This is a genomic window from Cupriavidus sp. 01L415, from assembly GCF_056400065.1.
In genome coordinates this window covers 62403-87718 of the sequence record NZ_JBFTSP010000017.1, presented here as the reverse complement: position 1 = coordinate 87718, position 25316 = coordinate 62403, and the positions used below count along the sequence as shown (strand labels likewise).

Annotated in this window: 21 protein-coding genes and 1 pseudogene; 6 read left to right on the top strand and 16 right to left on the bottom strand. The window is 66.8% G+C overall.

What is annotated here, in order from left to right:
- Window positions 1-103: 103 nt before the first annotated feature.
- Both AC1DOX_RS21475 and AC1DOX_RS21470 read left to right on the top strand, forming a co-directional pair.
- Window positions 104-2347 carry an NADP-dependent isocitrate dehydrogenase gene (locus AC1DOX_RS21475; RefSeq protein ID WP_441623138.1) on the top strand — a complete coding sequence of 748 codons (2244 nt, stop codon included), beginning with the start codon at window positions 104-106 and terminating at the stop codon, window positions 2345-2347.
- 280 nt (window positions 2348-2627) lie between these two features.
- Entirely contained in the window at window positions 2628-2981 is a 354-nt protein-coding gene (locus AC1DOX_RS21470) for a DUF1428 domain-containing protein (protein WP_441623136.1), read from the top strand.
- 186 nt (window positions 2982-3167) lie between these two features.
- On the opposite strand, the gene AC1DOX_RS21465 is transcribed toward AC1DOX_RS21470, so the two are convergent.
- The 9 genes from AC1DOX_RS21465 to AC1DOX_RS21425 all read right to left on the bottom strand — a co-directional run bounded on the left by AC1DOX_RS21465 (window position 3168) and on the right by AC1DOX_RS21425 (window position 15344).
- Complete coding sequence (locus AC1DOX_RS21465; RefSeq protein WP_441623134.1) at window positions 3168-3620, bottom strand: flagellar protein FlhE; 453 nt, start codon at window positions 3618-3620, stop codon at window positions 3168-3170.
- The gene (locus AC1DOX_RS21460; protein WP_092140862.1) at window positions 3620-4336 is read right to left on the bottom strand and encodes an RNA polymerase sigma factor FliA; all 717 of its coding nucleotides are present in this window, start codon (window positions 4334-4336) and stop codon (window positions 3620-3622) included. Before AC1DOX_RS21460 ends, AC1DOX_RS21465 begins: the two co-directional genes overlap by 1 nt.
- 106 nt (window positions 4337-4442) lie before the next feature.
- Window positions 4443-5246 carry a MinD/ParA family ATP-binding protein gene (locus tag AC1DOX_RS21455; protein ID WP_441623170.1) on the bottom strand — a complete coding sequence of 268 codons (804 nt, stop codon included), beginning with the start codon at window positions 5244-5246 and terminating at the stop codon, window positions 4443-4445.
- 12 nt (window positions 5247-5258) lie between these two features.
- Entirely contained in the window at window positions 5259-7835 is a 2577-nt protein-coding gene (flhF, locus tag AC1DOX_RS21450) for a flagellar biosynthesis GTPase FlhF (protein WP_441623132.1), read from the bottom strand.
- 10 nt (window positions 7836-7845) lie between these two features.
- Window positions 7846-9933 (bottom strand): flagellar biosynthesis protein FlhA, encoded by a 2088-nt coding sequence (gene flhA, locus AC1DOX_RS21445; RefSeq protein ID WP_092140858.1) that lies wholly within the window; start codon window positions 9931-9933, stop codon window positions 7846-7848.
- The gene (gene flhB / locus AC1DOX_RS21440) at window positions 9930-11072 is read right to left on the bottom strand and encodes a flagellar biosynthesis protein FlhB (protein ID WP_477114050.1); all 1143 of its coding nucleotides are present in this window, start codon (window positions 11070-11072) and stop codon (window positions 9930-9932) included. Before flhB ends, flhA begins: the two co-directional genes overlap by 4 nt.
- Window positions 11073-11595: 523 nt before the next feature.
- Complete coding sequence (locus AC1DOX_RS21435) at window positions 11596-12459, bottom strand: oxidoreductase (RefSeq protein ID WP_092140854.1); 864 nt, start codon at window positions 12457-12459, stop codon at window positions 11596-11598.
- Between the two features lie 196 nt (window positions 12460-12655).
- Window positions 12656-14437, bottom strand: a complete 1782-nt coding sequence (locus AC1DOX_RS21430; RefSeq protein ID WP_477101500.1) for a sensor histidine kinase — start codon at window positions 14435-14437, stop codon at window positions 12656-12658.
- A 169-nt stretch (window positions 14438-14606) separates the two neighbouring features.
- A complete protein-coding gene (locus AC1DOX_RS21425; protein ID WP_441623125.1) occupies window positions 14607-15344 on the bottom strand; it encodes a YceH family protein in 738 nt (245 codons plus the stop codon).
- Window positions 15345-15548: 204 nt separating this feature from the next.
- Here AC1DOX_RS21425 and AC1DOX_RS21420 point away from each other — a divergent pair, with 204 nt between their 5' ends.
- Window positions 15549-16598, top strand: coding sequence for an alpha/beta fold hydrolase (locus AC1DOX_RS21420; protein WP_441623123.1), 1050 nt, complete (start codon window positions 15549-15551; stop codon window positions 16596-16598).
- A gap of 66 nt (window positions 16599-16664) precedes the next feature.
- Here AC1DOX_RS21420 and AC1DOX_RS21415 read toward each other — a convergent pair whose 3' ends face one another.
- The gene (locus AC1DOX_RS21415) at window positions 16665-17990 is read right to left on the bottom strand and encodes a sensor histidine kinase (protein ID WP_441623121.1); all 1326 of its coding nucleotides are present in this window, start codon (window positions 17988-17990) and stop codon (window positions 16665-16667) included.
- Complete coding sequence (locus AC1DOX_RS21410; RefSeq protein WP_092140846.1) at window positions 17987-18730, bottom strand: response regulator; 744 nt, start codon at window positions 18728-18730, stop codon at window positions 17987-17989. Before AC1DOX_RS21410 ends, AC1DOX_RS21415 begins: the two co-directional genes overlap by 4 nt.
- Window positions 18731-19036: 306 nt before the next feature.
- Between AC1DOX_RS21410 and AC1DOX_RS21405 the strand changes: the two are divergent.
- Together AC1DOX_RS21405 and maiA are read left to right on the top strand one after the other, a co-directional pair.
- Window positions 19037-19495 (top strand): annotated as a pseudogene (locus AC1DOX_RS21405) (thioredoxin family protein); the annotation flags it as partial.
- A gap of 61 nt (window positions 19496-19556) precedes the next feature.
- Window positions 19557-20192: a maleylacetoacetate isomerase gene (gene maiA / locus AC1DOX_RS21400; RefSeq protein WP_441623119.1), complete on the top strand. Its 636-nt coding sequence runs from the start codon at window positions 19557-19559 to the stop codon at window positions 20190-20192.
- A gap of 142 nt (window positions 20193-20334) precedes the next feature.
- On the opposite strand, the gene AC1DOX_RS21395 is transcribed toward maiA, so the two are convergent.
- Complete coding sequence (locus AC1DOX_RS21395) at window positions 20335-20826, bottom strand: DUF6691 family protein (protein WP_441623117.1); 492 nt, start codon at window positions 20824-20826, stop codon at window positions 20335-20337.
- Between the two features lie 3 nt (window positions 20827-20829).
- The gene (locus AC1DOX_RS21390; RefSeq protein ID WP_441623115.1) at window positions 20830-21276 is read right to left on the bottom strand and encodes a YeeE/YedE family protein; all 447 of its coding nucleotides are present in this window, start codon (window positions 21274-21276) and stop codon (window positions 20830-20832) included.
- A 183-nt stretch (window positions 21277-21459) separates the two neighbouring features.
- Between AC1DOX_RS21390 and AC1DOX_RS21385 the strand changes: the two genes are divergently transcribed.
- The gene (locus AC1DOX_RS21385) at window positions 21460-22413 is read left to right on the top strand and encodes an ABC transporter substrate-binding protein (RefSeq protein WP_441623113.1); all 954 of its coding nucleotides are present in this window, start codon (window positions 21460-21462) and stop codon (window positions 22411-22413) included.
- 97 nt (window positions 22414-22510) lie between these two features.
- Here AC1DOX_RS21385 and AC1DOX_RS21380 read toward each other — a convergent pair whose 3' ends face one another.
- The 3 genes from AC1DOX_RS21380 to cheY form a co-directional block, all read right to left on the bottom strand.
- The gene (locus AC1DOX_RS21380; protein WP_441623111.1) at window positions 22511-23857 is read right to left on the bottom strand and encodes a M20/M25/M40 family metallo-hydrolase; all 1347 of its coding nucleotides are present in this window, start codon (window positions 23855-23857) and stop codon (window positions 22511-22513) included.
- Window positions 23858-24199: 342 nt separating this feature from the next.
- Entirely contained in the window at window positions 24200-24835 is a 636-nt protein-coding gene (gene cheZ / locus AC1DOX_RS21375; protein WP_092140834.1) for a protein phosphatase CheZ, read from the bottom strand.
- A 12-nt stretch (window positions 24836-24847) separates the two neighbouring features.
- Window positions 24848-25234, bottom strand: a complete 387-nt coding sequence (gene cheY, locus AC1DOX_RS21370) for a chemotaxis response regulator CheY (RefSeq protein ID WP_092140832.1) — start codon at window positions 25232-25234, stop codon at window positions 24848-24850.
- Window positions 25235-25316 lie beyond the last annotated feature (82 nt).

Genomic DNA, 25316 nt, shown 5'->3' with positions numbered 1-25316 from the left:
GGATCACACCTTCGCCATGCAAAATCAGGCAAAATTCGAGACCTGCCTCGCGCCGCGACCCGGACGGGGCATTTCCCAACCCGAATTTGATGCGAGATAAGCGATGAGTAACCAGCAGCCCACCATTATCTACACCCTGACCGACGAAGCTCCGCTGCTGGCAACCAGTGCCTTCCTCCCGATCATCCGCGCATTCACCAGCCCCGCCGGCGTCAACGTCGAGACCAGCGACATCTCCGTGGCCGGCCGTATCCTGGGCGAATTCCCCGAGTTCCTGACCGAAGAACAGCGCGTGCCGGACAACCTGGCCGAACTGGGCAAGCTGACGCAACTGCCGGACACCAACATCATCAAGCTGCCGAACATCAGCGCGTCGGTGTTCCAGCTGGTCAGCGCCATCAAGGAACTGCAGTCGAAGGGCTACAAGATCCCCGACTATCCGGAAGACCCGAAGAACGACGAGGAAAAGGCCATCCAGAAGCGCTACTCGAAGTGCCTGGGCAGCGCCGTGAACCCGGTCCTGCGCGAAGGCAACTCCGACCGCCGCGCGCCGGCCGCCGTCAAGAACTACGCGCGCAAGCACCCGCACAGCATGGGCGAGTGGAGCATGGCATCGCGCACGCACGTGGCCCACATGAAGCACGGCGACTTCTACCACGGCGAAAAGTCGATCACGCTGGACCGCGCGCGTGAAGTGCGCATGGAGCTGGTCACCAAGAGCGGCAAGACCATCGTGCTGAAGCCGAAGGTCGCGCTGCAGGATGGCGAGATCATCGACAGCATGTTCATGAGCAAGAAGGCGCTGCTGGCCTTCTACGAGGAACAGATGGAAGACGCGCGCAAGACCGGCGTCATGCTGTCGCTGCACGTCAAGGCCACGATGATGAAGGTGTCGCACCCCATCGTGTTCGGCCACGCCGTCAAGGTCTTCTACAAGGACGCCTTCGCCAAGCATGCGAAGCTGTTCGACGAACTGGGCGTGAACGTCAACAACGGCCTGGTCGACCTGTACACCAAGATCGAAACGCTGCCGGAATCCAAGCGCGAGGAAGTCATCCGCGACATGCACGCCTGCCACGAGCATCGCCCGGAACTGGCGATGGTGGATTCGGCCAAGGGCATCTCGAACCTGCACGCGCCGAACGACGTGATCGTCGACGCCTCGATGCCGGCCATGATCCGTATCGGCGGCAAGATGTGGGGGGCCGACGGCCGCACGAAGGACACCAAGTGCCTGATCCCGGAATCGACCTTCGCCCGCATCTATCAGGAAATCCTCAACTTCTGCAAGACCAACGGCGCCTTTGATCCGGTAACGATGGGCACGGTGCCGAACGTCGGCCTGATGGCGCAGAAGGCCGAAGAGTACGGCTCGCACGACAAGACGTTCGAGATCGCCGAAGACGGCGAAGCCCGCATCGTCGACAACGCCACCGGCGAAGTGCTGACCGCGCTGACCCAGCAGGTCGAGCAGGGCGACATCTGGCGCATGTGCCAGGTCAAGGACGCCCCGATCCGCGACTGGGTGAAGCTGGCCGTCACGCGCGCCCGCAACTCGGGCATGCCGGCCGTGTTCTGGCTGGACCCGTACCGTCCGCACGAAGCCGAGCTGATCAAGAAGGTCGAGACGTACCTGAAGGATTACGACACCAAGGGCCTGGATATCCAGATCATGTCGCAGGTGCGCGCCATGCGCTACACGCTCGAGCGCGTGATCCGCGGCCTGGACACCATCTCGGTGACCGGCAACATTCTGCGCGACTACCTGACCGACCTGTTCCCGATCATGGAACTGGGCACCAGCGCCAAGATGCTGTCGATCGTGCCGCTGATGGCCGGTGGCGGCATGTACGAAACCGGCGCCGGCGGTTCGGCACCGAAGCACGTGGCACAGTTGGTGGAAGAGAACCACCTGCGCTGGGACTCGCTCGGTGAATTCCTGGCGCTGGCCGTGTCGCTCGAAGAGCTGGGCATCAAGTCGGGCAACATCAAGGCGAAGGTCCTGGCCAAGACGCTGGACGCCGCCACCGGCAAGCTGCTCGACAACGCCAAGAGCCCGTCGCCGAAGACCGGCCAGCTCGACAACCGTGGCAGCCAGTTCTACCTGGCCATGTACTGGGCCCAGGAACTGGCCGCGCAGAAGGACGACGCCGATCTGGCGAAGACCTTCGCGCCGCTGGCCAAGACGCTGACCGACAAGGAAAAGACCATCGTCGGCGAACTGTCGGATGTGCAAGGCAAGCCCGTTGACATCGGCGGCTACTACATGCCGGACGTCGCCAAGCTGGAAGCGGTGATGCGTCCGAGCAAGACGCTGAACGAGGCGCTGGAATCCGTGAAGGGCTAAGGCAGCAACATCCATCCGCCCCGCCACCCCGGTGGCGGATGGCGCAGGATGGCAGGACGGCCGGAGTCACGCACTGTGCGTGGCGCCGGCCGTTTTGTTTTGGGGGGCAGCAATGCCGTGGACGCCACTCGCCCGCCGGCCCCGCGTGCCGCATCCGTCATGCGGGAGCGCGATGCACTATGGTAGGTAGACGCGTGCAGCGCGCCGGCCTCCATGTGTCGCGCTGTCATCTGTCATGCCATCTCAGGGTGGCCAGACTCGATCGACGGGAGCTCCGCAAATGGCTTATATCGATGGATTCGTTATCGCAGTGCCCACGGCCAACCGGGAAACCTACCGCCAGTTCGCCCTGAAGGCATCGGTGGTATTCAAGGAACATGGCGCACTGAAGGTGGTGGAGTGCTGGGGCGACGACGTGCCCGAAGGCAAGGTCACATCGTTCACCATGGCGGTGCAACGCAAGGATGACGAAGCCGTGGTGTTCGCGTGGATCCTCTGGCCCTCGCGCGAAACGCGCGATGCCGGCATGAAGGCGGTGATGGCCGACCCACGGGTGAAGGAAGGCATGGACCCGATGCCATTCGACGGACAACGGATGATCTTCGGCGGTTTCGAAGTCATCGTCGACGCTTAGAGGTCGCTTCAAAACGATCCTGGCGTCGTTGCGCGGCCTTGCCGTACCACTTGTACTGTCTGCGGCCGCGCGTCTAGCCAGGACCGCTTCGCTTCGTTTTGAAGCAACCTCCTGGGGCCGGGGCGCTTCGCTGCCCTGGTGAAGCGCGGCGTTGTCGGGCGCGCTTATCGCGCCCTTGCAACGCACCTACCGGTAGCTCACCGTCACTTCATTGCTCCGCCCCTGCAGCGTGGGCGTCATGCCGCCCTGCCCCTGTACGCGGAACGCGAACACAAAGCCCTTGGTGGCGTCGTCGCCCATGAAGGCGTCGGTTTTTCCTTCGGCCCCGGACAACAGCACGCAGCGATCCGCGTTGCACAGATACGCCTGCAGGTCGATCGGCGGCGTGCGCGTGAAGCTGTAGCGCCAGCGCACCGACGTGATCAGGCCTTCCGATTGCTGCACCGTACCGGCTGGCAGGATCGGCGGCGACACCGCCCGCTGGCCACGGTTCACGATCATCGGCCCCGCTGTGGACGAGGTCCACGCGTGGCGAGAGCCGCCGGTCTCCAGCGTGGTCCGGGTCAAACCCTGCGCACCCGCCAGGGCCGGCACGCACCCACACGCCGCGGCCGCCGCCATTGCCAGGACCGCCCGCATCACAGCAATCCGCGCAGTTGGTTGCGCAGACGGGTAATGGCCTGGCTGCGGATCTGGCAGACGCGCGATTCGGTCACTTCCAGCACCGCGCCGATTTCCCGCAAGTTCAGCTCCTGGTCGTAGCACAGCGACAGCACCAGCTTTTCCCGCTCCGGCAGCTTGTCGATGGCGCGGATCAGCGCTTCACGCATGCCCGATTCCATCAGCACCGTGAGCGGATTGGCATCCTCGGTCGCGCCGAGATGGCGATCCAGGAAATCCTCCTCGCCGGACCGCTCGAAGTCCTCGTAGTGCAGCAGCTGGCAGCCGTACACCTCGTTGAGCAGCTCCTGGTATTCGTCGAGCGGCATCTCAAGCTCTTTGGCCACCTCCGAATCGATCGGCGTGCGCCCGAGCTTCTGCTCCAGGCCGCGCTGCGTGCGTTCGATCTTGCGCGTGAACTGGCGCAGGCTGCGGGACTGCCAGTCGTTGGCGCGCACCTCGTCCAGCATCGCGCCGCGGATGCGTTGGCTCGCGTAGGTCTCGAACCGCGCGCCGTGGTTGTCTTCATAGCGCTTGGCGGCGTCCAGCAGGCCGATCATACCGGCCTGGATCAGGTCGTCGATCTGGACGCTGGCCGGCAGCTTGGCCGCCAGCTGCAACGCAATCCGTCGCACCAGCGATGCGTGTGACTTGACCACGTCTGCCTGTTCGAGCTTTCCCTGAATCGTGTACATGGTGGAATTCTCGGTGAATGCTTTGTTTCGGGGCCAGTGCCGGCAATGCGATGCCGGCTGACTGGCTGGCTGAGTGTCTGGGTCTTGTCGACTTCTTGTTCTTGGCTTATGCAGGAACGGCCACGGCCGCCCCCAGGGGTTGCGCGTCTTCCCGCAACGGCCATGCGCCGATGCTGCTGGCAACATGGCGCAGCGCGCCGGTGGCCGCGGCGGCCGGATACGCCTCCACGACGCAGCGGCCCAGCTGCAATGCCCGCATCACCAGCGGATCGATCGGCAGATAACCAACCAGCCCCGCCTCCACGCCCAGGTACTGGCTCGCCGTGCGGGCCAGGTTGCGCGCGAGCGCCGTCACCGTCGCCTCCGTGGCCGCCATATTGACGATCAGCTGAAAGTGCCGGCAGGCAAACTGGTGATGCAACCGCTTGATGCAGGCATACGCCGCCGTGATCGATGCCGCCTCCGGCCGCATCACGATCACGATGTTGTGCGCCGTGCCCGCCATCGGCGACAGCGCGCCCTCGGCGTCCGCGCGCGCGTCGATCAGCACGGTGCGCATGCCGGGCAGCGACTGGCCATCGAGCTTCGCGCTGGCCGGCACGTTGCCCGACGGCAGCACCGCGACGCCGCTGGCCGGCCGCGTACCCAGTGCGGCTTCCATCGGCATGCGCCCGGCGAGCACATCGGCCAGCGTCGCGGTTGGCGTCGCGCCGGCCAGCCGCGTGGCGCGGGCGCCGTGGCGGTCTTCGTCCGCCAGCAGCACGCGTTCGCCTTGCAGCGCCAACGCGTTGGCCAGCCCCAGCGCCACCGTGGTGGCACCGGCGCCGGGGTCGCTGCCCACCACGGCGATACGCCGGGTGACGCGCGGGGCCAGCATGCGGCGCAGGCTTTCGGCCTGATCGGAGCCCATCAGGTTCAAGGCTTACTCTCCTGCCGATGCCATTTGCGGCATCGCGTCGAACGCTGCCATCGCGTGCATCGCCGCTTCCGGCGCATCGGTGGCATCGATCGCGTGGTCGAGGATCGCGGCGGGCTCGACGGTGCGGCCCGGATAGTTCTCCAGCACGTCCAGCAGCGCCAGCAGGCGGCCCATGCCTTCATTGAGCACGGCGCCCGGCACCGGCGCATTCACGCGGGCCGAAGCGCGCCCGGCCAGGCGCGACAGGAATGCGGAGGCCGTCGGCGTCGGTGTGTGTTGCAGCCGCAGCGCGGTCAGGCCGAGTTGCGCCGACACCAGGGTGCCGCTCACGCTGGCATCCGCATCGGCCTCGCCGTCCTGCGCAAAGTGTCCGATGGCGTGGCGCAGCGTGCGGAACTGCTCGTCCGCGTCCTGCGTCCACTTGTTCCAGCGCGCCACCTGTGCGGCGTCTCCGGCGAGGGCCGTATCGCACAGCACGTAGTCCACGGCCAGCATGTCGCCGGTGTCGCGATCGACCAGCCGGGAGACCACCAGGCAGGCTTCCGAGCCGCCCTCGGCGGCATTGGCGCGCCCCCGCGCGGCGGTGCGCACCTGGCCTTCGGGAATGCGGACCATGCAATGGCCCAGCCAGTGCACGGCGTCGCGGTCACGCCACGTCGTGTCGCCAATGGCGACGAACGTCAGCGTATCGGCGACGGTGTCGAGCTTGTTGGCCATGCCGTCGGCGATCACGCGCGTCGTCTTGCGCGTGCCAGCCACCCAGCGTTCGCCCAGTTGATGCCAGCGCGCCAGCGTCGCGGCGGAAGGCAGCGTGTCGTTCAGGTTGACGACGGTGCGGGCAGCCGCCAGCGTCGCGCGGACGGTGGCTGCCTCGGCATCCACCTCGGCTTCGGTCATCGACAGGCGCGTGCGGCCGGCCGGCACCACCGTGGTCGCCAGCGGCATGCCGTCGCGGTCAGCCAGCCACAGCGTGTGCTGCAGCAGTTGCGGCGCGCGGCGGCCCTGCACCGTCTGCGAGACGGTATTGGTGACGGCCAGCACATAGCGGTCGCAGGCCCGGCTGGCGTCACGGCACATCGTCAGGCGAACCTGCTGGGCCAACTGGCGCAGCGCCGGCGCACCGGCACCGCGCTGCTGCCACAGGGCGCGCGCGAGGTCGAAGCCGTACTGCGCGCCGTTGAGTTCTTCCACGCAGACGCCCACGGCGTTGGCGCTGTCGGTCAGGGACCGCAGCACGTCGTCGGCGCCGGAGCGGTCAGCCTGGCTGGACGGCGATGCCTCCACGGCACCGGCCTGGCGGCGTGCGGCATCGGCGTCAGCGAACAGGGAACCGCGACGCGGCGTCAGGAACGCGCGTTCGACCAGCGCATCGGCCTGTGCCAGCTCCAGGTGTTCCGGCACGCGCTGGCCGGTCGACGCGTAGTACACCGGCAGACGATGACGGATTACCACGTCCAGCACCGAGCCCAGGTGCGTGGCTTCATCCAGCTTGCTGATGATGCAGCCGTCGATGCCGCCGGCGTTGCCGGCTGCGTCGTTGCGATAGGCGTGCACGACTTCATTGAGCGTGTCGCCGTGGCTGGCGCCGTTGAGCAGCAGCACGCGCTGCATCGGCGCCTGCACGCCGGCCAGCATCGAGATCTGGTCGGAAAGGCTGCGGTCCCGCTGGCTCATGCCAACGGTGTCGATGATGACCAGGTGCTTGTCTTTCATGGCCGACAGCGCAAAGCGCAGGTCGGCGGCGTCCTTCACCGCGTGCACGGGCACGCCGAGGATGTCGCCATAGATGCGGAGCTGTTCGTGCGCGCCGATCCGGAAGCGGTCGGTCGTCAGCAGCGCGAGGCGCCCCGGGCCGTGACGCAGCACAAAGCGCGCGGCCAGCTTGGCGGTGGTGGTGGTCTTGCCCACGCCAGTCGGGCCGATCAGCGCCAGCACGCCACCCTGGGCGAACAGCGTGTCCTCATCGGCCAGCACGGGCACTTTTTGCGCGATCTCCTTGCGGATCCACGCCATCGCGGCCGGACGATCCGTGCCGACGGGCAGGCGGGCCAGCAGTGTGCGGGCCAGCTGGCCGGAGAAACCGGCGTTGACCAGCCATTCGAACAGCGATTCGCGCAGCGGATCGCCGGCGGCCACACCGGGGGCCGCGCTGGAGAGCCCGGCAAACTGGCGCTCGAGCATCGTGCGCATCGACGCGAGCTCGCCACGCAGGTCGCCGATCGCGGCGTTGTCCGCGGCTTCGGCGGCCGGATGCATCGAAGCGGCGTGCATCTGCGACATCGACGGCATCGACGGCTTGTTCAGCGCCGGCGGCGTCATGGCGGCCATCGGCGACATGTGCGACATGTGCGACATCGGGCCGATCGCGGGCAGGATCGGCGACGCGGGCGGCGCCTCCGGTGCGGTGTAGGGCAGCGCGCGGGCGCTGACGGCGCCGAGGTCTTCGTCGCGCATCGCCACGATTTCCACGCCACCTTCCACGGCACGGTTGGACAGCACCACGGCGTCCGGGCCCATTGCCTCGCGCACCTTGCGCATCGCCTCGCGGCCGTTGGCCGCTACAAACTTTGCCACGCTCATGTTCGTTCCCTTACGCTGCGCCGCCGATCATCGCGGTGATGCGGATATTGCGGTTGTCCGGCACTTCGGCGTGCGACAACACCTTCAGTTGCGGCAACGTCCGGCGCAGGAAGCGCGCCATCAGCGGCCGCAGCGGCGACGGCACCAGCAGCACCGGATCCATGCCCATTTGTTCCTGACGCACCACCGCGCCCTGCGCCTGCTGCAGCAGCGCGTCGGCCAGGCCGGGCTCGATGCCGCCGCCGTTGGCCAGCGCCTGCGTCAGCACGCGCTCCAGGCCGGCATCCAGGCTGATGACCTGCAGGTCCGCGTTGTTCGGGAACAGCTGCTGCGTGATGGCGCGGCCCAGGGCCACGCGCACCAGCGCCGTGAGTTCGGACGGATCGCTGACCTTCGGCGCGTGCTCGGCCACCACATCCAGGATCGTGCGCATGTCGCGAATCGCCACGCCTTCGTCCAGCAGGTTCTGCAGCACCTTCTGCAGGCCGGTGAGCGAAATGGTCTTCGGCACCAGGTCTTCGGTCAGCTTCGGCGATTCCTTGCCGATGCGGTCCAGCAGCGACTGCACTTCCTGGCGGCCAAGCAGCTCGGAGGCGTGCATCTGGATCACATGATTCAGGTGCGTCGCGACCACCGTGCTGGCGTCCACCACCGTGTAGCCATAGGCCTGCGCCTGCTCCTTGAGCCCCGCATCGATCCACACCGCCGGCAGGCCGAAAGCCGGGTCGCGCGTGGCGGCGCCGGGCAGCGTGCCCGAGACCTGGCCCGGGTTGATCGCCATCCACTGGCCGGGCGTGGCTTCGCCGCTGCCAATCTCCACGCCCTTGAGCGTGATGCGGTAGGCGTTGGGCTTGAGTTCGAGGTTGTCGCGGATGTGCACCACCGGCACCAGGAAGCCGATGTCCTGCGCAATCTTCTTGCGGATGCTCTTGATGCGGCCCAGCAGTTCGCCGTTCTGGCCACGGTCCACCAGCGTGATCAGGCGATACCCGACCTCCATGCCCAGCGGATCGACCATCGTGACGTCTTCCCACGTGGCTTCGGCGGCTTCGGCCGGCACGGCCGGCGTGCGCTCCTCGCGGGTCTTGGTCTGCGCGGCCGTGGCCTCGCGACGCATGATGTAGCGGCCAAACCAGGCCAGCGCGCCGGCCAGCAGCAGGAAGGCAAAGTGCGGCATGCCCGGGATGATGCCCATCATGCCGATGATGGCGGCGGTCAGGAACATCACCCGCGGATTGGAGAACAGCTGGCCGGTCAGCTGCTGGCCCACGTCCTGTTCGTTCGATACGCGCGAGACGATCACACCCGCGGCGGTGGAAATCACCAGCGCCGGAATCTGCGCGACCAGGCCATCGCCGATGGTCAGCAGCGTGTAGTTGCGCACGGCGGTGGAGAAGTCCAGGTCGTGCTGCACCATGCCCACCACCATGCCGGCGGCGACGTTGATGAACATGATCAGCAGGCCGGCGATGGCATCGCCGCGCACGAACTTGGAGGCACCGTCCATGGCGCCGTAGAAGTCCGATTCCTGCGCCACTTCGGTACGGCGCTTGCGGGCGCCTTCCTCATTGATCAGGCCGGCGTTCAGGTCGGCATCGATGGCCATCTGCTTGCCGGGCATCGCGTCCAGCATGAAGCGCGCGCCCACCTCGGCGATCCGGCCCGCACCCTTGGTGATCACCATGAAGTTGATCACCACCAGGATGGCGAACACCACGATACCCACCGCGAAGTTGCCGCCCACCAGGAAGTGGCCGAAGGCCTCGATCACCTTGCCGGCGGCGTCCGGGCCGGTATGGCCTTCCAGCAGCACCACGCGCGTGGAGGCCACGTTCAGCGACAGGCGCAGCAGCGTGGAGAACAGCAGCACCGCCGGGAAGGCCGCGAAGTCCAGCGCCTTCTGCGTGTACATGCCGACCAGCAGCACCATGATCGACAGCGCGATGTTGAACGTGAACAGCAAGTCCAGCACAAACGCGGGCAGCGGCAGGATCATCATGCCGAGGATCATGACGATCAGCAGCGGCCCCGCCAGCGCCTTCATCTGGGCGCCCGAGCGCAGGCCCGGCAGGTTGAAGATATTCGTCAGTGCGTTCATGCGCGGGCTTCCGGTACGGCAAGTTCGTCCGGCACCGCGAGATCCGTCGGCCCGGCGGGCTGGGGACCATCGGCGTAGTGCCAGTGTTTCAGTTGATAGACCCAGGCCAGGATCTCGGCCACGGCCGTATACAGGCCCGCCGGGATTTCCTGGCCCAGTTCGACGTGACGGTGCAGCGCCCGTGCCAGCGGCGGCGCGGACAATACCGGCACACGGTGTTCGGCGGCCAGCTCGCGAATGCGGGCGGCCACTTCCTCGGTCCCCTTGGCCACGAGGCGCGGCGCGCTCATGCGGCCTTCCTCGTAGCGCAGCGCCACGGCGAAGTGGGTCGGGTTGGTGACCACCACGTCCGCCTTGGGCACCTCGGTCATCATCCGGCGGCGCGCCATGGCCCGCTGCTGCTGGCGGATGCGGGCCTTGATGTGCGGATCGCCATCGGTTTCCTTGAACTCCTGCTTGACCTCTTCCTTGGTCATGCGCAGCTTCTTGTAGAAGGTCCACAGCTGCCACGGCACGTCGACCGCGGCCACCAGCAGCAGGGAACCCGCCACCATGCCGCAGACGTAGAGCACCAGCTCCATCATGTGCAGCAGCGCCTCCTGGACCGGCGCGTTCATCAGCGCGACGGCCTCCGGCAGCTTGCGCCAGAGCATCCAGGCGCCGACGCTGCCCACCAGCAAGGACTTGGCAATCGCCTTGGCCAGCTCCACCAGGGACTGCGTGGAGAACATGCGGCCCAGCCCGGAGAGCGGCGACATGCGCGAGAAATTGGGCATCAGCGCCTTGGTGGAGAACATCCAGCCACCCAGCGCCAGCGGGGCCACCAGGGCGGCCACGCCAAACATCAGCAGCAACGGCAGGAACGCCAGCAGGCTGTCCCAGATCGCCATGGCGAACTGCGACAGCATCCGGTTGGTATCGAATGCGGTGGCCGGCTCGAACGCCAGGCTGGTGTGCATGACGGCGTCCAGCTTGCGGCCGATGTTGCCGCCCATGATCGAGAGGCCGAGCACGCCCGTCATCAGCATCACGAACGTGCCGAGCTCGCGCGAGCGCACCACCTGCCCCTCCTCGCGCGCCTTCTCAAGGCGCCGGGGTGAGGCGGGTTCGGTTTTCTCGAGATCGCTTTCCTCGGACATGGATGCTCCAATACGAAGGCGCAGGCGGCTCTTCGTCAGCGAGGATTATCAAATCCCGGCCGGGCAGGCATTAGGAGGAAAAGGGAGGGAAACAGGTGCCTGTTTCAGGAATGAGGGGGGCAGCGGGAATAACGGCTCGGGGTTGGCGATCTTTAGGAGAAGACCGCCTTATGGCGAGGATCTCGCCAGCTTTGGCACTCGACGGGCGGCATCGTGGCACGTTGCGGACGTCGCCTCCCGCAGCGGGAAACTCGCGTTGAGGCGGCCGATTCCGGCTTGGGTTTCCGTCGGGCGGTGCGGGAGGCTCCGGGTTCGGAATGCAATATAGTGCCGATTTAGGCACTTACAGCAAAGCAGCTTCGGACCCCGGCACCCCGCATCGCCGCGCAATGCCCGACGCGATATGAGAAAAGGCGCCGGTCACTTCCGTGCCGGCGCCCTTCGTTGGCGAAGCGGGCAAAGCAGGCGATGCCATACCGCTCATGTCAGCAACGCCGGCCTTGCGCCCATTGCGTCAGGCCACTCACCGCACCACGTCATCGTGGTCGGTCGAAACCGCCAGGTCGCGCCACGCGGCCAGCTCGCCTTCCACGAACTTGTGCTTCTGCTCGATGCGCGCGATGGCATCGGTGCCCAGCGGCAGGCGCACCGGCGGGTTGTCGCTGTCGACCAGCTTCAGGATGGCCGCGGCGAGCTTCTCCGGGTTGCCCGGCTGCTGGTGATTGGCCCCGGCCGCGAAAACGCGCATCTTGCCCACGGTGTCCGCATAGTCGGCAATCTCGGTCTTGGTGGAGACCAGCGAATTGTCGTGGAGGAAGTCCGTACGGAAGAAGCCCGGCTCCACCACCGTCGCGTGGATGCCCAGCGGCGCCAGTTCCTGTGACATCGCTTCCGTCAGCCCTTCCACCGCGAACTTGCTGGCGCCGTACACGCCCCAGCCGTGATAGGCCGAATAGCCGCCCAGCGACGAGATGTTGACCACATGGCCGCTGCGCTGCTTGCGCATCTGCGGCAGCACGGCGCGCGACACCGCCAGCAGGCCGAACACGTTGGTGTCGAAGTTAGCCTTCGCTTCGGCAATGCTGGTTTCCTCCACGGCGCCGAGCACGCCATAGCCGGCGTTGTTCACCAGGATGTCGATGCGGCCGAAACGCTCGACGCCCTGCCGTACCGCCTCGACCGCATCGGCCTCGTTGGTGACGTCCACCTTGACGGCCAGGAGATTCGGCTGATCGCCAAACGTCTCGATGAGGCTCTGCGGATTCCGCGCCGTGGCGATGACGCGGTCGCCACGCTGCAGGGCGTTGCGCACGAACAGCGTGCCGAAACCGCGCGACGCGCCGGTGATGAACCAGACCTTGCTTTGGGATTGGGTGGATGCGGACATGGCTGACTCCTGGGTATTGGATGGGTTGGGACGGCGCCTTTTGCATCGGTGCGTAGGTCGCTGTGCTGCCGGAACCGTTAGGACCCATCGTAGGCAGTCCGCCTTCAGCAAACAATGGTGATGTGGATTGGAGTTATAGCAACCAAAAGTTGCTAATCTGGGCGAGGGTGGGATGGATACCGGCCGGCGACGTGGGCTATACGCCGGCGGAAGCCGTCCGCGCCGCGCGCACGGTTTCGGCGATGGCCTGCCGCAGCGCATCCGCAGCGATCGGCTTGTGCAGCACCCGATAGCCGCTGGTATGCAGCGCCAGGAGCCGGTCCGGTGCGGTGTCGCCGGTCACGATCAGGCCGGGGACGTCGGCATCCAGGTACTCGCGGAGCCAGCCGATTGCCTGGTCGCCGGTGACCTGTCCGGCCAGGCGGTAGTCCGCCAGGATCACGTCGACGGGTGCCGGGCCTTCGATCCTTGCCTGCTGGTGGGCCGCGCAGACGGCCTCCACCGTGGCCCCCGCATACACCGCGTGCCCCCAGAACGCGAGCAGGTCGCCCAGCGCGGCAAGGATCTGCGGATCGTCATCGACCAGCATCACGCCATGACGCGCGTAGCCGTCCTCCTGGCCCTGCGCTTGCGCGTCGGAGGCCGCCGGCCTGTCCGGCACCACATCCTGCGCCAGCGGCACCGTGACCGAGAAATTGCTGCCCCGGCCGGGGTGCGATCGCAGCGTGATGACGTGCCCAAGCAGGCTCGCCAGCCGCTGCACGATGGACAGACCGAGCCCGAGCCCCTGTTCGTCCGGACCGTTGGACAGCTGTGCGAATTCCTCGAACACCAGTGCCTGGTGCGCGGGATCAATGCCGGGGCCGGTGTCGATCACCTGGATCTCCATCGCACCCTTGCGCCGGCGCGCGCCGATGAGGATGCGCGACTTCGGCGCGTAGCGCAGCGCGTTGCTGATCAGGTTGTCGAGGATGCGCCGAAGCAGTTCGGGATCGCTGTCGATCCACGCGTGCGCGGCCACCACGCGCAAGCTGCTGCCGTGCAGCTGCGCCTGACTGGCGTACTCGTCGCGCAACTCCGCCAGCAGCTTGCCCAGCGGCAGCGGCCGGCGTCGCGCGGCCATCAGCCCGGCATCCAGGCGCGACACATTGAGCAGGCCGTCGAGCAGGCCGCCCATGCGCTCAAGCGTACCGTTGAGACGCCGACTGATCTGCATGGCGGCGTCAGGTCGCACATCGCCCCGCTCCGCGATGGCGGCCAGCGATGCCGACAACAGACCCAGCGCATGCACGGGCTGGCGCAAGTCATGGCTGGCGGCGGCCAGGAAGCGTGTCTTGGCCTTGTCGGCCGCCGTGGCGCGGTCACGCTCGCGTTCGAGCTGTCCGATCAGCGCCAGGTTCTCGAAGCGCAGCCTCACACTGGACAGCAGGCTTCGATAGGTGACGCGGCAGAAGAAGATGTTCACGACGACCATGGCGATGCCAAAGGCCGCATACACCTGATAGGTCGGCTCGGGCCGCATCAGGCAGTAGATGATGAACGGCGAGGCCATCAGCGTGACCATGCCGAAATAGATGCGCGGCTGCGCCGACAACGCGGGCACCGCACCGCAGGACATGCCGGCCAGCACGATGCAGGCGAAGGCCGTCCATTCTGGTGCGGGCGGCAGCAACACCGTGGACCCGATCAGCCCCCACAGCACCGCCGATAGCCACGACAGCACCATGAAGCGGCGGGCCCATGCGCGCGGTGTCGCTGCGGATTCATGGCGATGGAATCGCATGGACAACGCCAGCCGCCCCAGCGTCAGCACATAGAGCGCCGCCATCCACGCCAGCAGCGCCCACAGCAGGTCGCTGTCGTGCAGCACGTAGACGATAGCCAGCGGGATGACGAAATTGGCGAACAGGATGCCATGCGACTGCTGGTACAGCAGTCGCACCATGGCGGCCTGAATGTCGCCATCGTTCTGGCTCATGAGGGTTCCGGGCGTGCGGGATGGTTGGGCTGGCACTGCCCACGGACGTGGGCGCTTGTTTATAGCACCGATTGTGCCGGACGTTGCGGCACACCGCCCACGGCTGAACACTCGCCGCAACACCCCACCTCTGCGGGGCGGCGGGCACAGCGGGAATCGCCGTGCCGGGTCATTCCCCCAGGCGGCCGCCCTCGATCGGGATGCCCAGCTGCCCCGCCATCTCCTCCACCAGGGCCTGGAGCCTTGCCACCTTTTCCGTCAGCTCGCGCTGGCTGATACGCAGGGCTTCCAGTTCCGATGGCGATACGCTGTCACCCGCGTCGCCACGCGGCGACACACGCGGCATCATCTCGGCCACATTGACCTCCCCGCACATCAGATGCATCCAGCGGTTCTCGCGCTCGCCGGGGCCACGGGGCAGCCTGATCACTAGGGCGGCGGGAGCCCGCTCGGCCAGCTCGTCAAGAAAACCTTCCACTGACGAGATATCGGCGAACGCATGTAGCCGTGCGGAATTGAGGCGCAGCTCCGCGGCGGTTTGCGGGCCGCGCAGCATCAGCGTCGATAGCAGTGCCGCCGACTGGCTCGGCACGCCGAGCACCTTGGCCATGTTCTGTTCGAAGCGCGGCACGCGGCTGCTGCTGCCTTCGAACACGAGGCTGAGGGATTTCAGGCCATCGATGGCGGTCAGGATCTCGTCCTCGGTCACGCTCATGACCGGCAGCCGCGCGGTCTTCTGGTTGCAGCCGGAAGCCAGCGCGTTCAGCGACAGGGGATAGGTGTCCGGCACCGTGAACTGCTTTTCCAGCAGCACGGCCAGCACGCGACCCTCCAGCGCGGTCAGCGCGCGCAGCGGCGGACGAGCCGGCGATGCAGGGGAATCGGGGGTCGCAGGGGTGGTATTCATCAGGGGGCGTCACGGCGGGATAGGCAAGGCACCCATTGAAGCGCATGCGCCCCGACTATGCAACCTCGCGCGGCGCTTTGTAGCGATATGTGTCCAGGGGCGGTAACGCTACACAAGCATGCAATGGGTACGGTCCGGTGACACATGACGGATACGCGGCAGACGGAGCCTCGGTGGCGGACCTATCACCTGGAGAGAGAAACCATGTCCGAACCCATCAACCCACGTCGACGCCAGTTGTTTGGCGCCGCGGCGGCGACGCTTGCCGCCGCGCCCTTTGGCGCGCTCCGCGCCGCCGGCGTGGAGTCGCCCGGTAAATCGCCAACGCTGCCGGCCATCCAGCCGGGGGCGCATACGTCGTTCGCGAAGATCCGGCAGATCGATGCCGGCGTGCTGAACATCGGCTACGCCGAAGACGGCCCGGCCGACGGCCCCGTCGTGATCCTGCTGCACGGCTGGCCCTACGATATCCATAGCTTCGTCGATGTGGCCCCGCTGCTGGCGTCGGCCGGCTATCGCGTGATCGTGCCGCATCTGCGCGGCCACGGCACGACGCGTTTCCTGTCGGACAAGACGTTCCGCAACGCCCAGCAGTCCGTGGTGGCGCTCGACATCATCGCGCTGATGGACGCCCTGCACATCCAGCGCGCCGTGCTGGCCGGCTATGACTGGGGCGCGCGCACGGCCAACATCATCGCGGCGCTCTGGCCCGAGCGCTGCAAGGCGATGGTGTCCGTCAACGGCTACCTGATCAACAACCTGGAGCGCAACAAGGCGCCGTTGCCGCCCAAGGCGGAATGGGGCTGGTGGTATCAGTTCTACTTCGCCACGGAGCGGGGCCGCGCCGGATACGAAGCCAATCGCAAGGCCTTCGGGAACCTGATCTGGAAGGTCAACTCGCCGAAATGGGCCTTCGACGCAGCCACGTTCGACCGCGCCGCCGCGTCGTTCGACAACCCGGACTACGTCGCCATCGTCATCCACAACTACCGCTGGCGCCTGAGCGTGGCCGCCGGCGATCCGCAGTACGACGCGCTGGAGCAGCGACTGTTTGCCGGCCCGGTCATCAGCGTGCCGACGATCACGCTCGATGGCGACTCGGATGGCGTGACGCCCGCCACGGACGGCAAGGCCTACGCAGGAAAGTTCTCAGGCAAGCGAACGCACCGGATCATCCCGGGCGTCGGCCACAACCTGCCGCAGGAAGCGCCGCAGGCATTTGCCGAGGCAGTGATCGAAGTGGATCGCTACTAAGAGGGACCGCACGGCCGCCGCAAGGCGGCCGTGCGGCACGTATCGCGATTAAAAGGCGGCGGGGACTCAGGGGAGCGTGATTTCCGCAGAGAGCCCGCCGCCTTCGCGATTGCGCAGCTGCATTGACCCGCCCATCGCCAGCACGAGCTGCTGCGCGATGGCGAGCCCAAGCCCCGTGCCACCGGTCTCCCGGCTGCGGGACTGCTCCAGCCGGAAGAACGGCTGCATCACCGCATCGAGCTGATCTTCGGGGATACCGCTGCCACGATCCATCACCTGGATCCGCAGCGATCCGTCCGGGTGGCGTTGCGCGGCAAGCTCCGCCGATCCACCAAACTTCAACGCGTTGTCGATCAGGTTGGTCAGCACGCGGCGCAGCGCGTGCGGCTTGGTGACGACGGCGCCTTCGGGGCGACCGGTCAGCGTCACCGCCTTGCCGGTATCCTGGTAGTCGTAGGCCAGGCTTTCCAGGAAGGAGCCGACGTCGATGCGCGTGGACACCTCCGCATGGCCGTGCACGCTGCGCGCGTAGGCCAGGCCCTCGCGCACCAGGCGTTCGATCTCGGACAGGTCGCTGATCAGCTTGTCTTTCTCGACGGATTCCTCTGCCATTTCCGCACGCAGCTTCATGCGGGTGATCGGCGTCTGCAAGTCGTGCGAGATCGCGGCCAGGATGCGGACGCGCTCCTCGACGAACTGCGCGATGCGGTCGCGCATCGCATTGAACGCCGCTGCCGCGTGGGCCACCTCGCTCGGACCGGCCTCGCTGATCCGCGGCGCAGTCTCATTGGGGTCCAGCGCATCGGCCGCCTCGGCCAGCGTCACCAGCGGGCGAATCGCCACGCGCACGGCCAGCCAGCTGCACAACACCAGCAAGCCAAGTTGCGCGATGAGGACATAGGGCAGCCACTGCGCTAGCGGCATGGACCCCGGATGCACGTCGATGGTGAGCGGGGCGCCATCGCTCAACTTGAAGTGGGCCTGAAGGCGCTTGCCATCGCCTGGAATCATCTCCACGGTGACCGGCACCTGCCGGCCCGCTGCGGACTGGATCGTGTTGGCGATGTCCTCCGCCTGGCTGGAAAGCGTCGGCACGCCGGGCAGGCCGGGGCCCAGAACATAGCGATAGTTGCGGCGGTCCAGCCTGGGCAGCCATGCCGCGCGCTCCGCGGCGGGCAGGCGGTCGAGGATCGAGATCGACGTGGCCACGTCGTTTTCCAGCGTGCCGAGCATGACCGTCTTGGACGTGACGTATCGCTCGAGGAACAGGACGGTGAACGACAGCGCATACGCAATCACCAGGCCGGCCAGCAGGATCAGGAACAGCCGCGCACCGAGCGTGCCCGGCCACAGTCGCGGCGGCGGCCGCGTGACAACGGCAGCCGTGCTCATTCGCGGGCCTCGGTGATTTCGACGGGCACGGCGAACACATACCCTTCGCTGCGCACGGTCTTGATGTAGGCGGGTTCGCGCGCATCGTCGCCGAGCCGTTGCCGCAGCCGGCTGACCAGCAGGTCGATGGAGCGGTCGAACAGTTCGGCTTCCCGGCCCTGGGTGAGGTTGAGCAGCTGGTCCCGGTTCAGCACGCGCTGCGGATGATCGACGAACACCCGCAGCAGGCGATACTCCGCACCGCTCAGCGCCACCACGGTGCCGTCCTTGTCGAGCAGGTGCCGCGCCGTGGTATCGAGGCGCCAGTCGCCGAACGTCAGCAGCTGGCCAGCCTCGGACACCTGCAGGTTGGGCGGCAGCATCCGGGTGCGGCGCAGCACGGCCTTGATGCGCGCCAGCAGTTCCCGCGCGGCAAACGGCTTGGCCAGGTAGTCGTCGGCGCCCATTTCGAGGCCGATGATGCGGTCGGTTTCGTCGCTACGCGCGGTCAGCATCAGGATCGGCGTCGTCTTGTGCTTGCCCGCGCGCAACTCGCGGCAGAGCGTCAGCCCGTCATCGCCCGGCAGCATGATGTCCAGGATGATCAGGTCGACGGCGTTGGCCTCCAGCACGCTGCGCATGTGCCGGCCGTCCGGCGCGATCGTCACACGCAGGCCGTTTTTCTTGAGGTACGTGGAGACCAGTTCGCGGATTTCGCGGTCGTCGTCAACAAGCAGGATGTGATCGATGTGGGTGTCCATCGGCGGCACCTTCGGCAAAAGGGGAAGTGGCGACGGGGCAAGTGTGCCCGGTACCGGCATTGTAGGCACTTCCCTTGTGTATCGCAGTGTATCCACGCCTCGGCGCCGGACACTGCCTTACACATGCGGCCACGGTGGATACATGCGGGACACGGCGCCGGTGTCTGATGCAGGCAGTCCCGCACGTTTCAAGGAATCCATATGCCACTCCCCACTTCCTGGCTGGGCCGCACGCTCGGCGCCGTCCTGCTCAGCAGCCTTGCCGCCATCGGCCTGGGCTTCGTCAACGGTCAGCTGCCCGGCCTCGCCAATGCCAGCGCCGCGCTCACGGAAGGGCCCGCGCCGGCGCTCGACGGGGCGACGACCTGGCTCAACTCGCCGCCCCTCTCGACGGCCCAGTTGCGCGGCAAGGTCGTGCTGATCGATTTCTGGACCTATTCCTGCGTCAACTGCGTCAACACCCTCCCCTACGTCCACGCGTGGGCCAAGAAGTACAAGGATCAGGGGCTCGTGGTGATTGGCGTGCATACGCCCGAGTTCCCGTTCGAGAAGGACATCGGCAACGTGCGCGACGCCATTCGCCACTTCAAGATCGACTACCCGGTGGCGGTGGACAACGACTACAAGATCTGGCGCGCGTTCAGCAACAACTACTGGCCGGCTCTCTATTTCATCGACGCCAACGGACGCATCCGTCACCAGAAGGTGGGGGAAGGCGACTACGAAAAATCCGAGCAGGTCATCCAGGCGCTGTTGCGGGAAGCGAAGGGCGCCACAACGCCGGCGCAGCCGGCGGCGCAGTAAGTCATTTTCATCGGAGACACTCATGAAGCTCTACGTCAACGAGATTTCCTCCGCCGCGTCGCGCGTGCGCATCGCACTCGCCCTGAAGGCGGTAACGGTTGAGACGCAGCCGGTCACGATCCTCGGTGCCGAGGCCGAGAACCGTCAGGCCGACTACCTCAGGGTGAATCCGCAGGGGCTCGTGCCGGCGCTGCTGACGGACAATCACGAACTGATCACGCAGTCGCTGGCCATCGTCGAATATCTCGACGAGTGCTACCCGCTGCCGCCACTGCTGCCCCGGGATGCCGAGGGGCGGGCGTTCGCACGATCGATTGCCCTCGCGATTGCAAGCGAGATTCACGCGCTGGTGCCGCCTCGCGTGGCAGCGCGCCTATCCGGCGAGTTCGGCATCGATGCGCCGGGCGTGTCCGCATGGAACCGCCACTGGATCGTCGAAGGCCTGGCGGCCGTGGAGGCGCGACTGGCCGCTCGGCGCACCGGCGCATACGTGGTGGGCAATGCGCCGACGGTGGCGGACATCTTCCTGTTTCCGCAAGCGATCAATGCGGCGCGCGCGGGGGTCGACCTGAGCCAGTGGCGGAACATTACCGAGATCGTCGACCGGCTGCGCGGCCTGCCGGTGTTTGCGGACAATGCGCCGGCGCCCCGCAAGTAAGGAAAAAGAGGCAATTCCCCGTCGGCCGGGGCGCGGGACCCGGGACGATGTCGCACCTTTGCAGCATGAAACGCATGTGCCACATTTCCCGGCACCCCGGCGGGGCGTAGCGGCCTGACGGGCGCGCAGGCGCATTGCGGGATCACGCCCGCCGCTGCACACCACCCTCACCGCCCTCGCCGGACTTGCCGGACTTGCGCCGCAGCGCCTCGGCCGCTTCGAACACGGCCATGCCGGCGATCATCGCGCCGACGAAGCCCCACGCCTTGGCATACCCCGCGCCCAGCGCAACCAGGGCGGGGCCCGGGCAAAAGCCCGCAAGGCCCCAGCCCACGCCGAACGCCGCGCTACCCAGCACCAGTCTCAGGGTCACGCGTGCCGCCGCCGGGATCTGCATGGGCAGCCCGAGCCACGATCGCGCGCGCCGCCTTGCCACGGCGAACGCCACGACGCCAACCGCCACCGCGCCCGCCATCACGAACGCCAGCGATGGATCCCAGGCGCCCGCAAGATCGAGGAAGCCGAGCACCTTGGCGGGATTGGCCATCCCCGAGATCATCAGTCCCAGGCCGAACAGCAGGCCGGCCGCCAGCGCGACCACGGGCGCCACCACTAACGCGACGAATTGCGGCATCGTTCAGCCCCCGAAGATGTGACGCTGCACGAAGACGGTCAGGAAGCCTGCCGCCATGAACGTGACCGTCGCGACAATGGACCGCACCGATCCGCGAGACATGCCGCACACGCCGTGCCCGCTCGTGCAACCTCCGGCATAGCGCGTGCCGACGCCGACGATAAAGCCGGCGACGAGCGTCTGCGTCCAGCCGGCCTCGATGTCGACCTCGGGCGCCAGGCCGGCCGCGATGGTCAGCAGCGGCGCACCGATCAGGCCGGCGAGGAAGGCGGCTCGCCATGCGCGGTCGCCGCGCGACTGCCCGCGCAGGCCACCTAGCAGGCCGCCCAGGATGCCGCTGATGCCGGCGATCCGGCCATTGCAGAGGACAAGCACCGCGGCCGCGGTGCCGATGATGAGCCCGCCAGCCAGCGCGGGCCCGGGTGTGAAGTGGACGAAGTCGATCGTCATGGCAAGTTCCGTGAAAGGCGGCCGGGGCCGCTACGTGCGGTACTGTACCGCGCGGCCCGGCGGGCCTGGCAGCCATCGGGCCGGGTATGCATATGGAACCACGAAATGATTCGTTCGCTTGCGCCGCCATCGTGCGTAGCGTCTGAGCTTGTTGATCCCATTCATTCTGCTCCGCGCCTCCCGATGACGACCTCCCGCCGCCAGTTCCTGCGCCAGACTGCCACGCTTGCCGCCCCTTCGATACTTTTGCCGACGGCCGCCCTGGCCCAGGCACGCCCGGTTCTCAAGGCAGGCGATCAGAAGGGCGGCCTGCGGGCGCTGCTCGAAGCCGCCGATGCCCTGAAAGGCCTGTCCTACGACATCCAATGGACGGAGTTCCCCGCCGCTGCGCCGCTTGCGGAAGCCTTGAATGCCGGCGCGGTTGATTGCGGACCGATCGGCGATGCGCCCGCCATCTTCACGCTGGCAGCCGGCACGCGCATCAAGCTGATCGGCGCCAACCAGTCGGACCCATATGGCACGGCAGTGCTGGTACGCCCGGACTCGCCCCTGAAGACGGCCGCCGATCTCAAGGGCAAGAGCATTGGCACGAACCGCGGCTCCATCGGCCATTTTGTCGCACTCAAGGCGCTGGAATCGGCCGGCCTGAAGCCCGAGGACGCCAACATCCGCTTCCTGCCGCCGGCAGACACGAAGCTGGCACTGACCAACGGTTCCGTCGATGCCTGGGCGACCTGGGAGCCCTATACGGCTATGGCCGAAACCAGCGGCCATGCACGCGTGCTGGTCAACGGACGCGGGCTCTCGGCGGGGCTCAGCTATCTGGCGGCAACCGATGCCGCCCTGGCCGCGAAGCGAGCGGTCCTGGCCGACTTCCTACAACGCGTGGTGCGCGCGCAGACGTGGTCCTACCAGCATGTATCGGATTTCTCCGCCACGCTGGCACGCATCATCGGCATCGCCCCGGAAGCGGCCCGGCTGCAGTTCGAGAGGCGCCGCACGCAATGGCGAATCATCGATGCCACGCTGATCGCCGAACAGCAGCGGACCGCCGACTTCTACCTCAAGGCGGGATTGCTGAAGCAGCGGCTGGACGTCAGGACGACCTTCGATACCAGCTTTGCCATTGCGGCGTAGCGGCACGCAAGGCCGGCCCGCCGGCCGGCGGGACTAGCCTTGCTTCGAGCCTTACGTCGACGCTGACTTCGACCCTGACTCGACCCTTACTCGACCCTTACTTCGCGGGCCGCTTCGCCAGCAGCGGTGCGCCGACGCCTTCCACGCCGACGAGCCCCAGCACGGTAGTCAGTCCCCACTGCGCCCCTTCGTGCGCATTGGTCGGGTCAAACCACTCGTCGCGCGAGTGGGACCCGCCCGACTTGCCGCCGCTGCCAAGGATGATGGCCGGGATCCCCAGCGACATCGGCACATTGGCGTCGGTGCTGCCGCCGCGCAGGCTCGGTGCTTCCTTGCTGTTGGCCTTGATCACGCGCACGGCCGATTGCACGATGACCGAATCGGTGGGCGTGATGCCCGCCGGCCGGTCGCCAATCTGGCGCGTCTGGAACGAAATCTGATTGCCCTGGCTGGGCGACCAGCGGCGGTTCTCCTCGGAAACGCCGGTCTCGATCGCGGTCATGATCTGCTTCTCGGTCTCGAGCAGCGCCGGCGTGCCGTTGGAGCGGATATCCACGGCCATGCGCGCATCGCCGGCGATCGCGTTGACGGACGTGCCACCGCCCACCGTACCCACCGTAAAGGTCGTCTTGGGATCCGCCGGCGGGCGGACGTCGCTGACCCGGGTGATGGCACGGCCCATTGCGTGGATCGCGCTCGGCAGGCCGAACGCGCCGAAGCTGTGGCCACCGGGCCCGCGGAACAGGACTTCGTAGCGATGGCTGCCGGTACCCTGCGTCAGCACGCGATCACCGGTGCCCGGCTCCAGGCCGACCATGCCGTCGATATCCGGATGATCACGGAACACGGCCTTCATGCCGCGCAGGTTGCCCAGTTCTTCCTCGCCGACGTTGCCGACGAAAACCAGGTCCCCCACGGTGCGAACCTTGTTGTCGTTAAGCACCTTGAGCCAGGACAGCAGCACCGCCAGGCCACGGGTGTCATCGCCAATGCCCGGGGCATACAGCTTGCCGTCGCGGGACTTGACGGTAACGTCGGTGCCCTCCGGGAACACCGTGTCGAGGTGCGCCGAGATCAGCAGCTTCGGTCCGTTGCCCACGCCCTTGCGGATGCCGATCGCGTTGCCTTCCGCATCGATATGCGCATCCGTCAGGCCGAGCGCCTTGAGGCGGGACACGAAGTACTCCGCCCGCGCGCGCTCCTTGAACGGCGGCGCGGGGATCTCCGTCATGGTCTTCAGTTCGGTCAGCGCGCGCGCATCGTCGGCCCGGACGTCCGCCAGCACCTTCTTGAGCAGCGGCGACGCCTCCAGGCGGGTATAGGCGCTGTCAACGGCGGGGGATACCTGCGGAACGGTCAGCGTCTGCGCGCTGGCGGCACCGGGCAGGGCAAGGATGGCGACGGCAACGGCGTGGAGCGCGAGTGCGGGACGGCGGAAATACATGGGGGCGTGATCCTCTGGCAGTAGGACGTCATGGACATCCGGCATGCAGGATCAGGGCCACGACAGCGGCGAGGCAATGTCCATACATCGCCCGCCGTGCGCAACGCTGTACCCGGAAGCCGGGGTGCCCTGGCATTCTGCCAGCGAATGCCCACAATTGCCGACGATTGCCTTCCGCGGTGACACGCGACGTTGGCGTGAGGAGACAGCGGCGGATGAGAGATCCGCGCCATCTGTGGTCAACTAGCGCTTCGGCCAAAAACAAACGGGACGATCACCTGACGCGATCGTCCCGTTTTGTTCTGGCGCGTCCTGCTTCATCCCCACACAACAGCCCCGGACTCAGAATCCCAGGCTTGCCAGCAGATCGTCCACCTGCGACTGGTCCGATACCACATCGGCCTTGCCTTCCGGGTTGATCTGCGGACCGTTCATCAGCGTGGAAGGTGCCTCCACGCGGCGCTCGGCCGGCACGTTATCGATCAGCACCTGCAGCARTTCCTGCTCCAGGCTACGGATCATGTCCATCATCTTCTTGATCACCTGGCCGGTCAGATCCTGGAAATCCTGCGCCATCATGATCTCCAGCAGGTGGCTGCCGGTGGCCTTGGCCTTCTGGGGCACATCCGTCAGGAACTCCCGCGTGTCCAGTACCAGGGCGCGGGCATCGCCCAGCTCCACCGGTTTCTCGAACCACTCGTCCCAACGCTTGTCCAGCGCCGTGGCCTTGGCCTCCAGGTCTTCCTGCAGCGGCTGCGCCAGCTCGACGGCCGTCAGCGTGCGCTCGGCGGCCTGCTCGGTCATGGCGGCGATATAGCTCAGACGGTCGCGAGCATCGGGGATGGCCTGCGCGGCACGCTCGATTTCCTTGTCGAGCCCCAGCTCCCGCATGTTATCGCGCAGCATCCGCGTCAGGTTGCCGATGCGATGGATGATCTGCTCGGCCGATTCATTGCTGATAGTCGGAGTCGTCGACATGTCGGCTACCTCTTATTGACCCAGCTTCTCGAAGATCTTGGTGATCTTCTCGTCCAGCGTTGCCGCGGTGAACGGCTTCACCACGTAGCCGTTGGCGCCGGCCTGCGCGGCAGCGATGATGTTCTCCTTCTTGGCCTCGGCGGTCACCATCAGCACCGGGGTCTTGGCGATCTCGGGAATCGCGCGGATCGATTGCAGCATGGTCAGGCCATCCATGTTCGGCATGTTCCAGTCCGACACCACGAACTGGAAGCTGCCGTCCTTGACCTTGTCCAGGCCGGCGGCGCCGTCCTCGGCTTCCTCGACGTTGGTGAAGCCCAGCTCCTTGAGCAGGTTACGGATAATCCGACGCATGGTCGGGAAGTCGTCGACCACCAGGATCTTGATGTTCTTGTCCACTCTACGGCTCCAAAACAGTTGTGGATGGGAATATGAACCGGCTGCGTTTCGCCGCGCGAATCCCTCGCGCCACGCCCGCCGC

Coding starts and splice junctions, on each gene's coding strand:
- AC1DOX_RS21475 (WP_441623138.1), top strand. CDS start 104: ATGAGTAACCAGCAGCCCACCATTATCTACACCCTGACCGACGAAGCT.
- AC1DOX_RS21470 (WP_441623136.1), top strand. CDS start 2,628: ATGGCTTATATCGATGGATTCGTTATCGCAGTGCCCACGGCCAACCGG.
- AC1DOX_RS21465 (WP_441623134.1), bottom strand. CDS start 3,620: ATGCGGGCGGTCCTGGCAATGGCGGCGGCCGCGGCGTGTGGGTGCGTG.
- AC1DOX_RS21460 (WP_092140862.1), bottom strand. CDS start 4,336: ATGTACACGATTCAGGGAAAGCTCGAACAGGCAGACGTGGTCAAGTCA.
- AC1DOX_RS21455 (WP_441623170.1), bottom strand. CDS start 5,246: ATGGGCTCCGATCAGGCCGAAAGCCTGCGCCGCATGCTGGCCCCGCGC.
- flhF (WP_441623132.1), bottom strand. CDS start 7,835: ATGAGCGTGGCAAAGTTTGTAGCGGCCAACGGCCGCGAGGCGATGCGC.
- flhA (WP_092140858.1), bottom strand. CDS start 9,933: ATGAACGCACTGACGAATATCTTCAACCTGCCGGGCCTGCGCTCGGGC.
- flhB (WP_477114050.1), bottom strand. CDS start 11,072: ATGTCCGAGGAAAGCGATCTCGAGAAAACCGAACCCGCCTCACCCCGG.
- AC1DOX_RS21435 (WP_092140854.1), bottom strand. CDS start 12,459: ATGTCCGCATCCACCCAATCCCAAAGCAAGGTCTGGTTCATCACCGGC.
- AC1DOX_RS21430 (WP_477101500.1), bottom strand. CDS start 14,437: ATGAGCCAGAACGATGGCGACATTCAGGCCGCCATGGTGCGACTGCTG.
- AC1DOX_RS21425 (WP_441623125.1), bottom strand. CDS start 15,344: ATGAATACCACCCCTGCGACCCCCGATTCCCCTGCATCGCCGGCTCGT.
- AC1DOX_RS21420 (WP_441623123.1), top strand. CDS start 15,549: ATGTCCGAACCCATCAACCCACGTCGACGCCAGTTGTTTGGCGCCGCG.
- AC1DOX_RS21415 (WP_441623121.1), bottom strand. CDS start 17,990: ATGAGCACGGCTGCCGTTGTCACGCGGCCGCCGCCGCGACTGTGGCCG.
- AC1DOX_RS21410 (WP_092140846.1), bottom strand. CDS start 18,730: ATGGACACCCACATCGATCACATCCTGCTTGTTGACGACGACCGCGAA.
- maiA (WP_441623119.1), top strand. CDS start 19,557: ATGAAGCTCTACGTCAACGAGATTTCCTCCGCCGCGTCGCGCGTGCGC.
- AC1DOX_RS21395 (WP_441623117.1), bottom strand. CDS start 20,826: ATGCCGCAATTCGTCGCGTTAGTGGTGGCGCCCGTGGTCGCGCTGGCG.
- AC1DOX_RS21390 (WP_441623115.1), bottom strand. CDS start 21,276: ATGACGATCGACTTCGTCCACTTCACACCCGGGCCCGCGCTGGCTGGC.
- AC1DOX_RS21385 (WP_441623113.1), top strand. CDS start 21,460: ATGACGACCTCCCGCCGCCAGTTCCTGCGCCAGACTGCCACGCTTGCC.
- AC1DOX_RS21380 (WP_441623111.1), bottom strand. CDS start 23,857: ATGTATTTCCGCCGTCCCGCACTCGCGCTCCACGCCGTTGCCGTCGCC.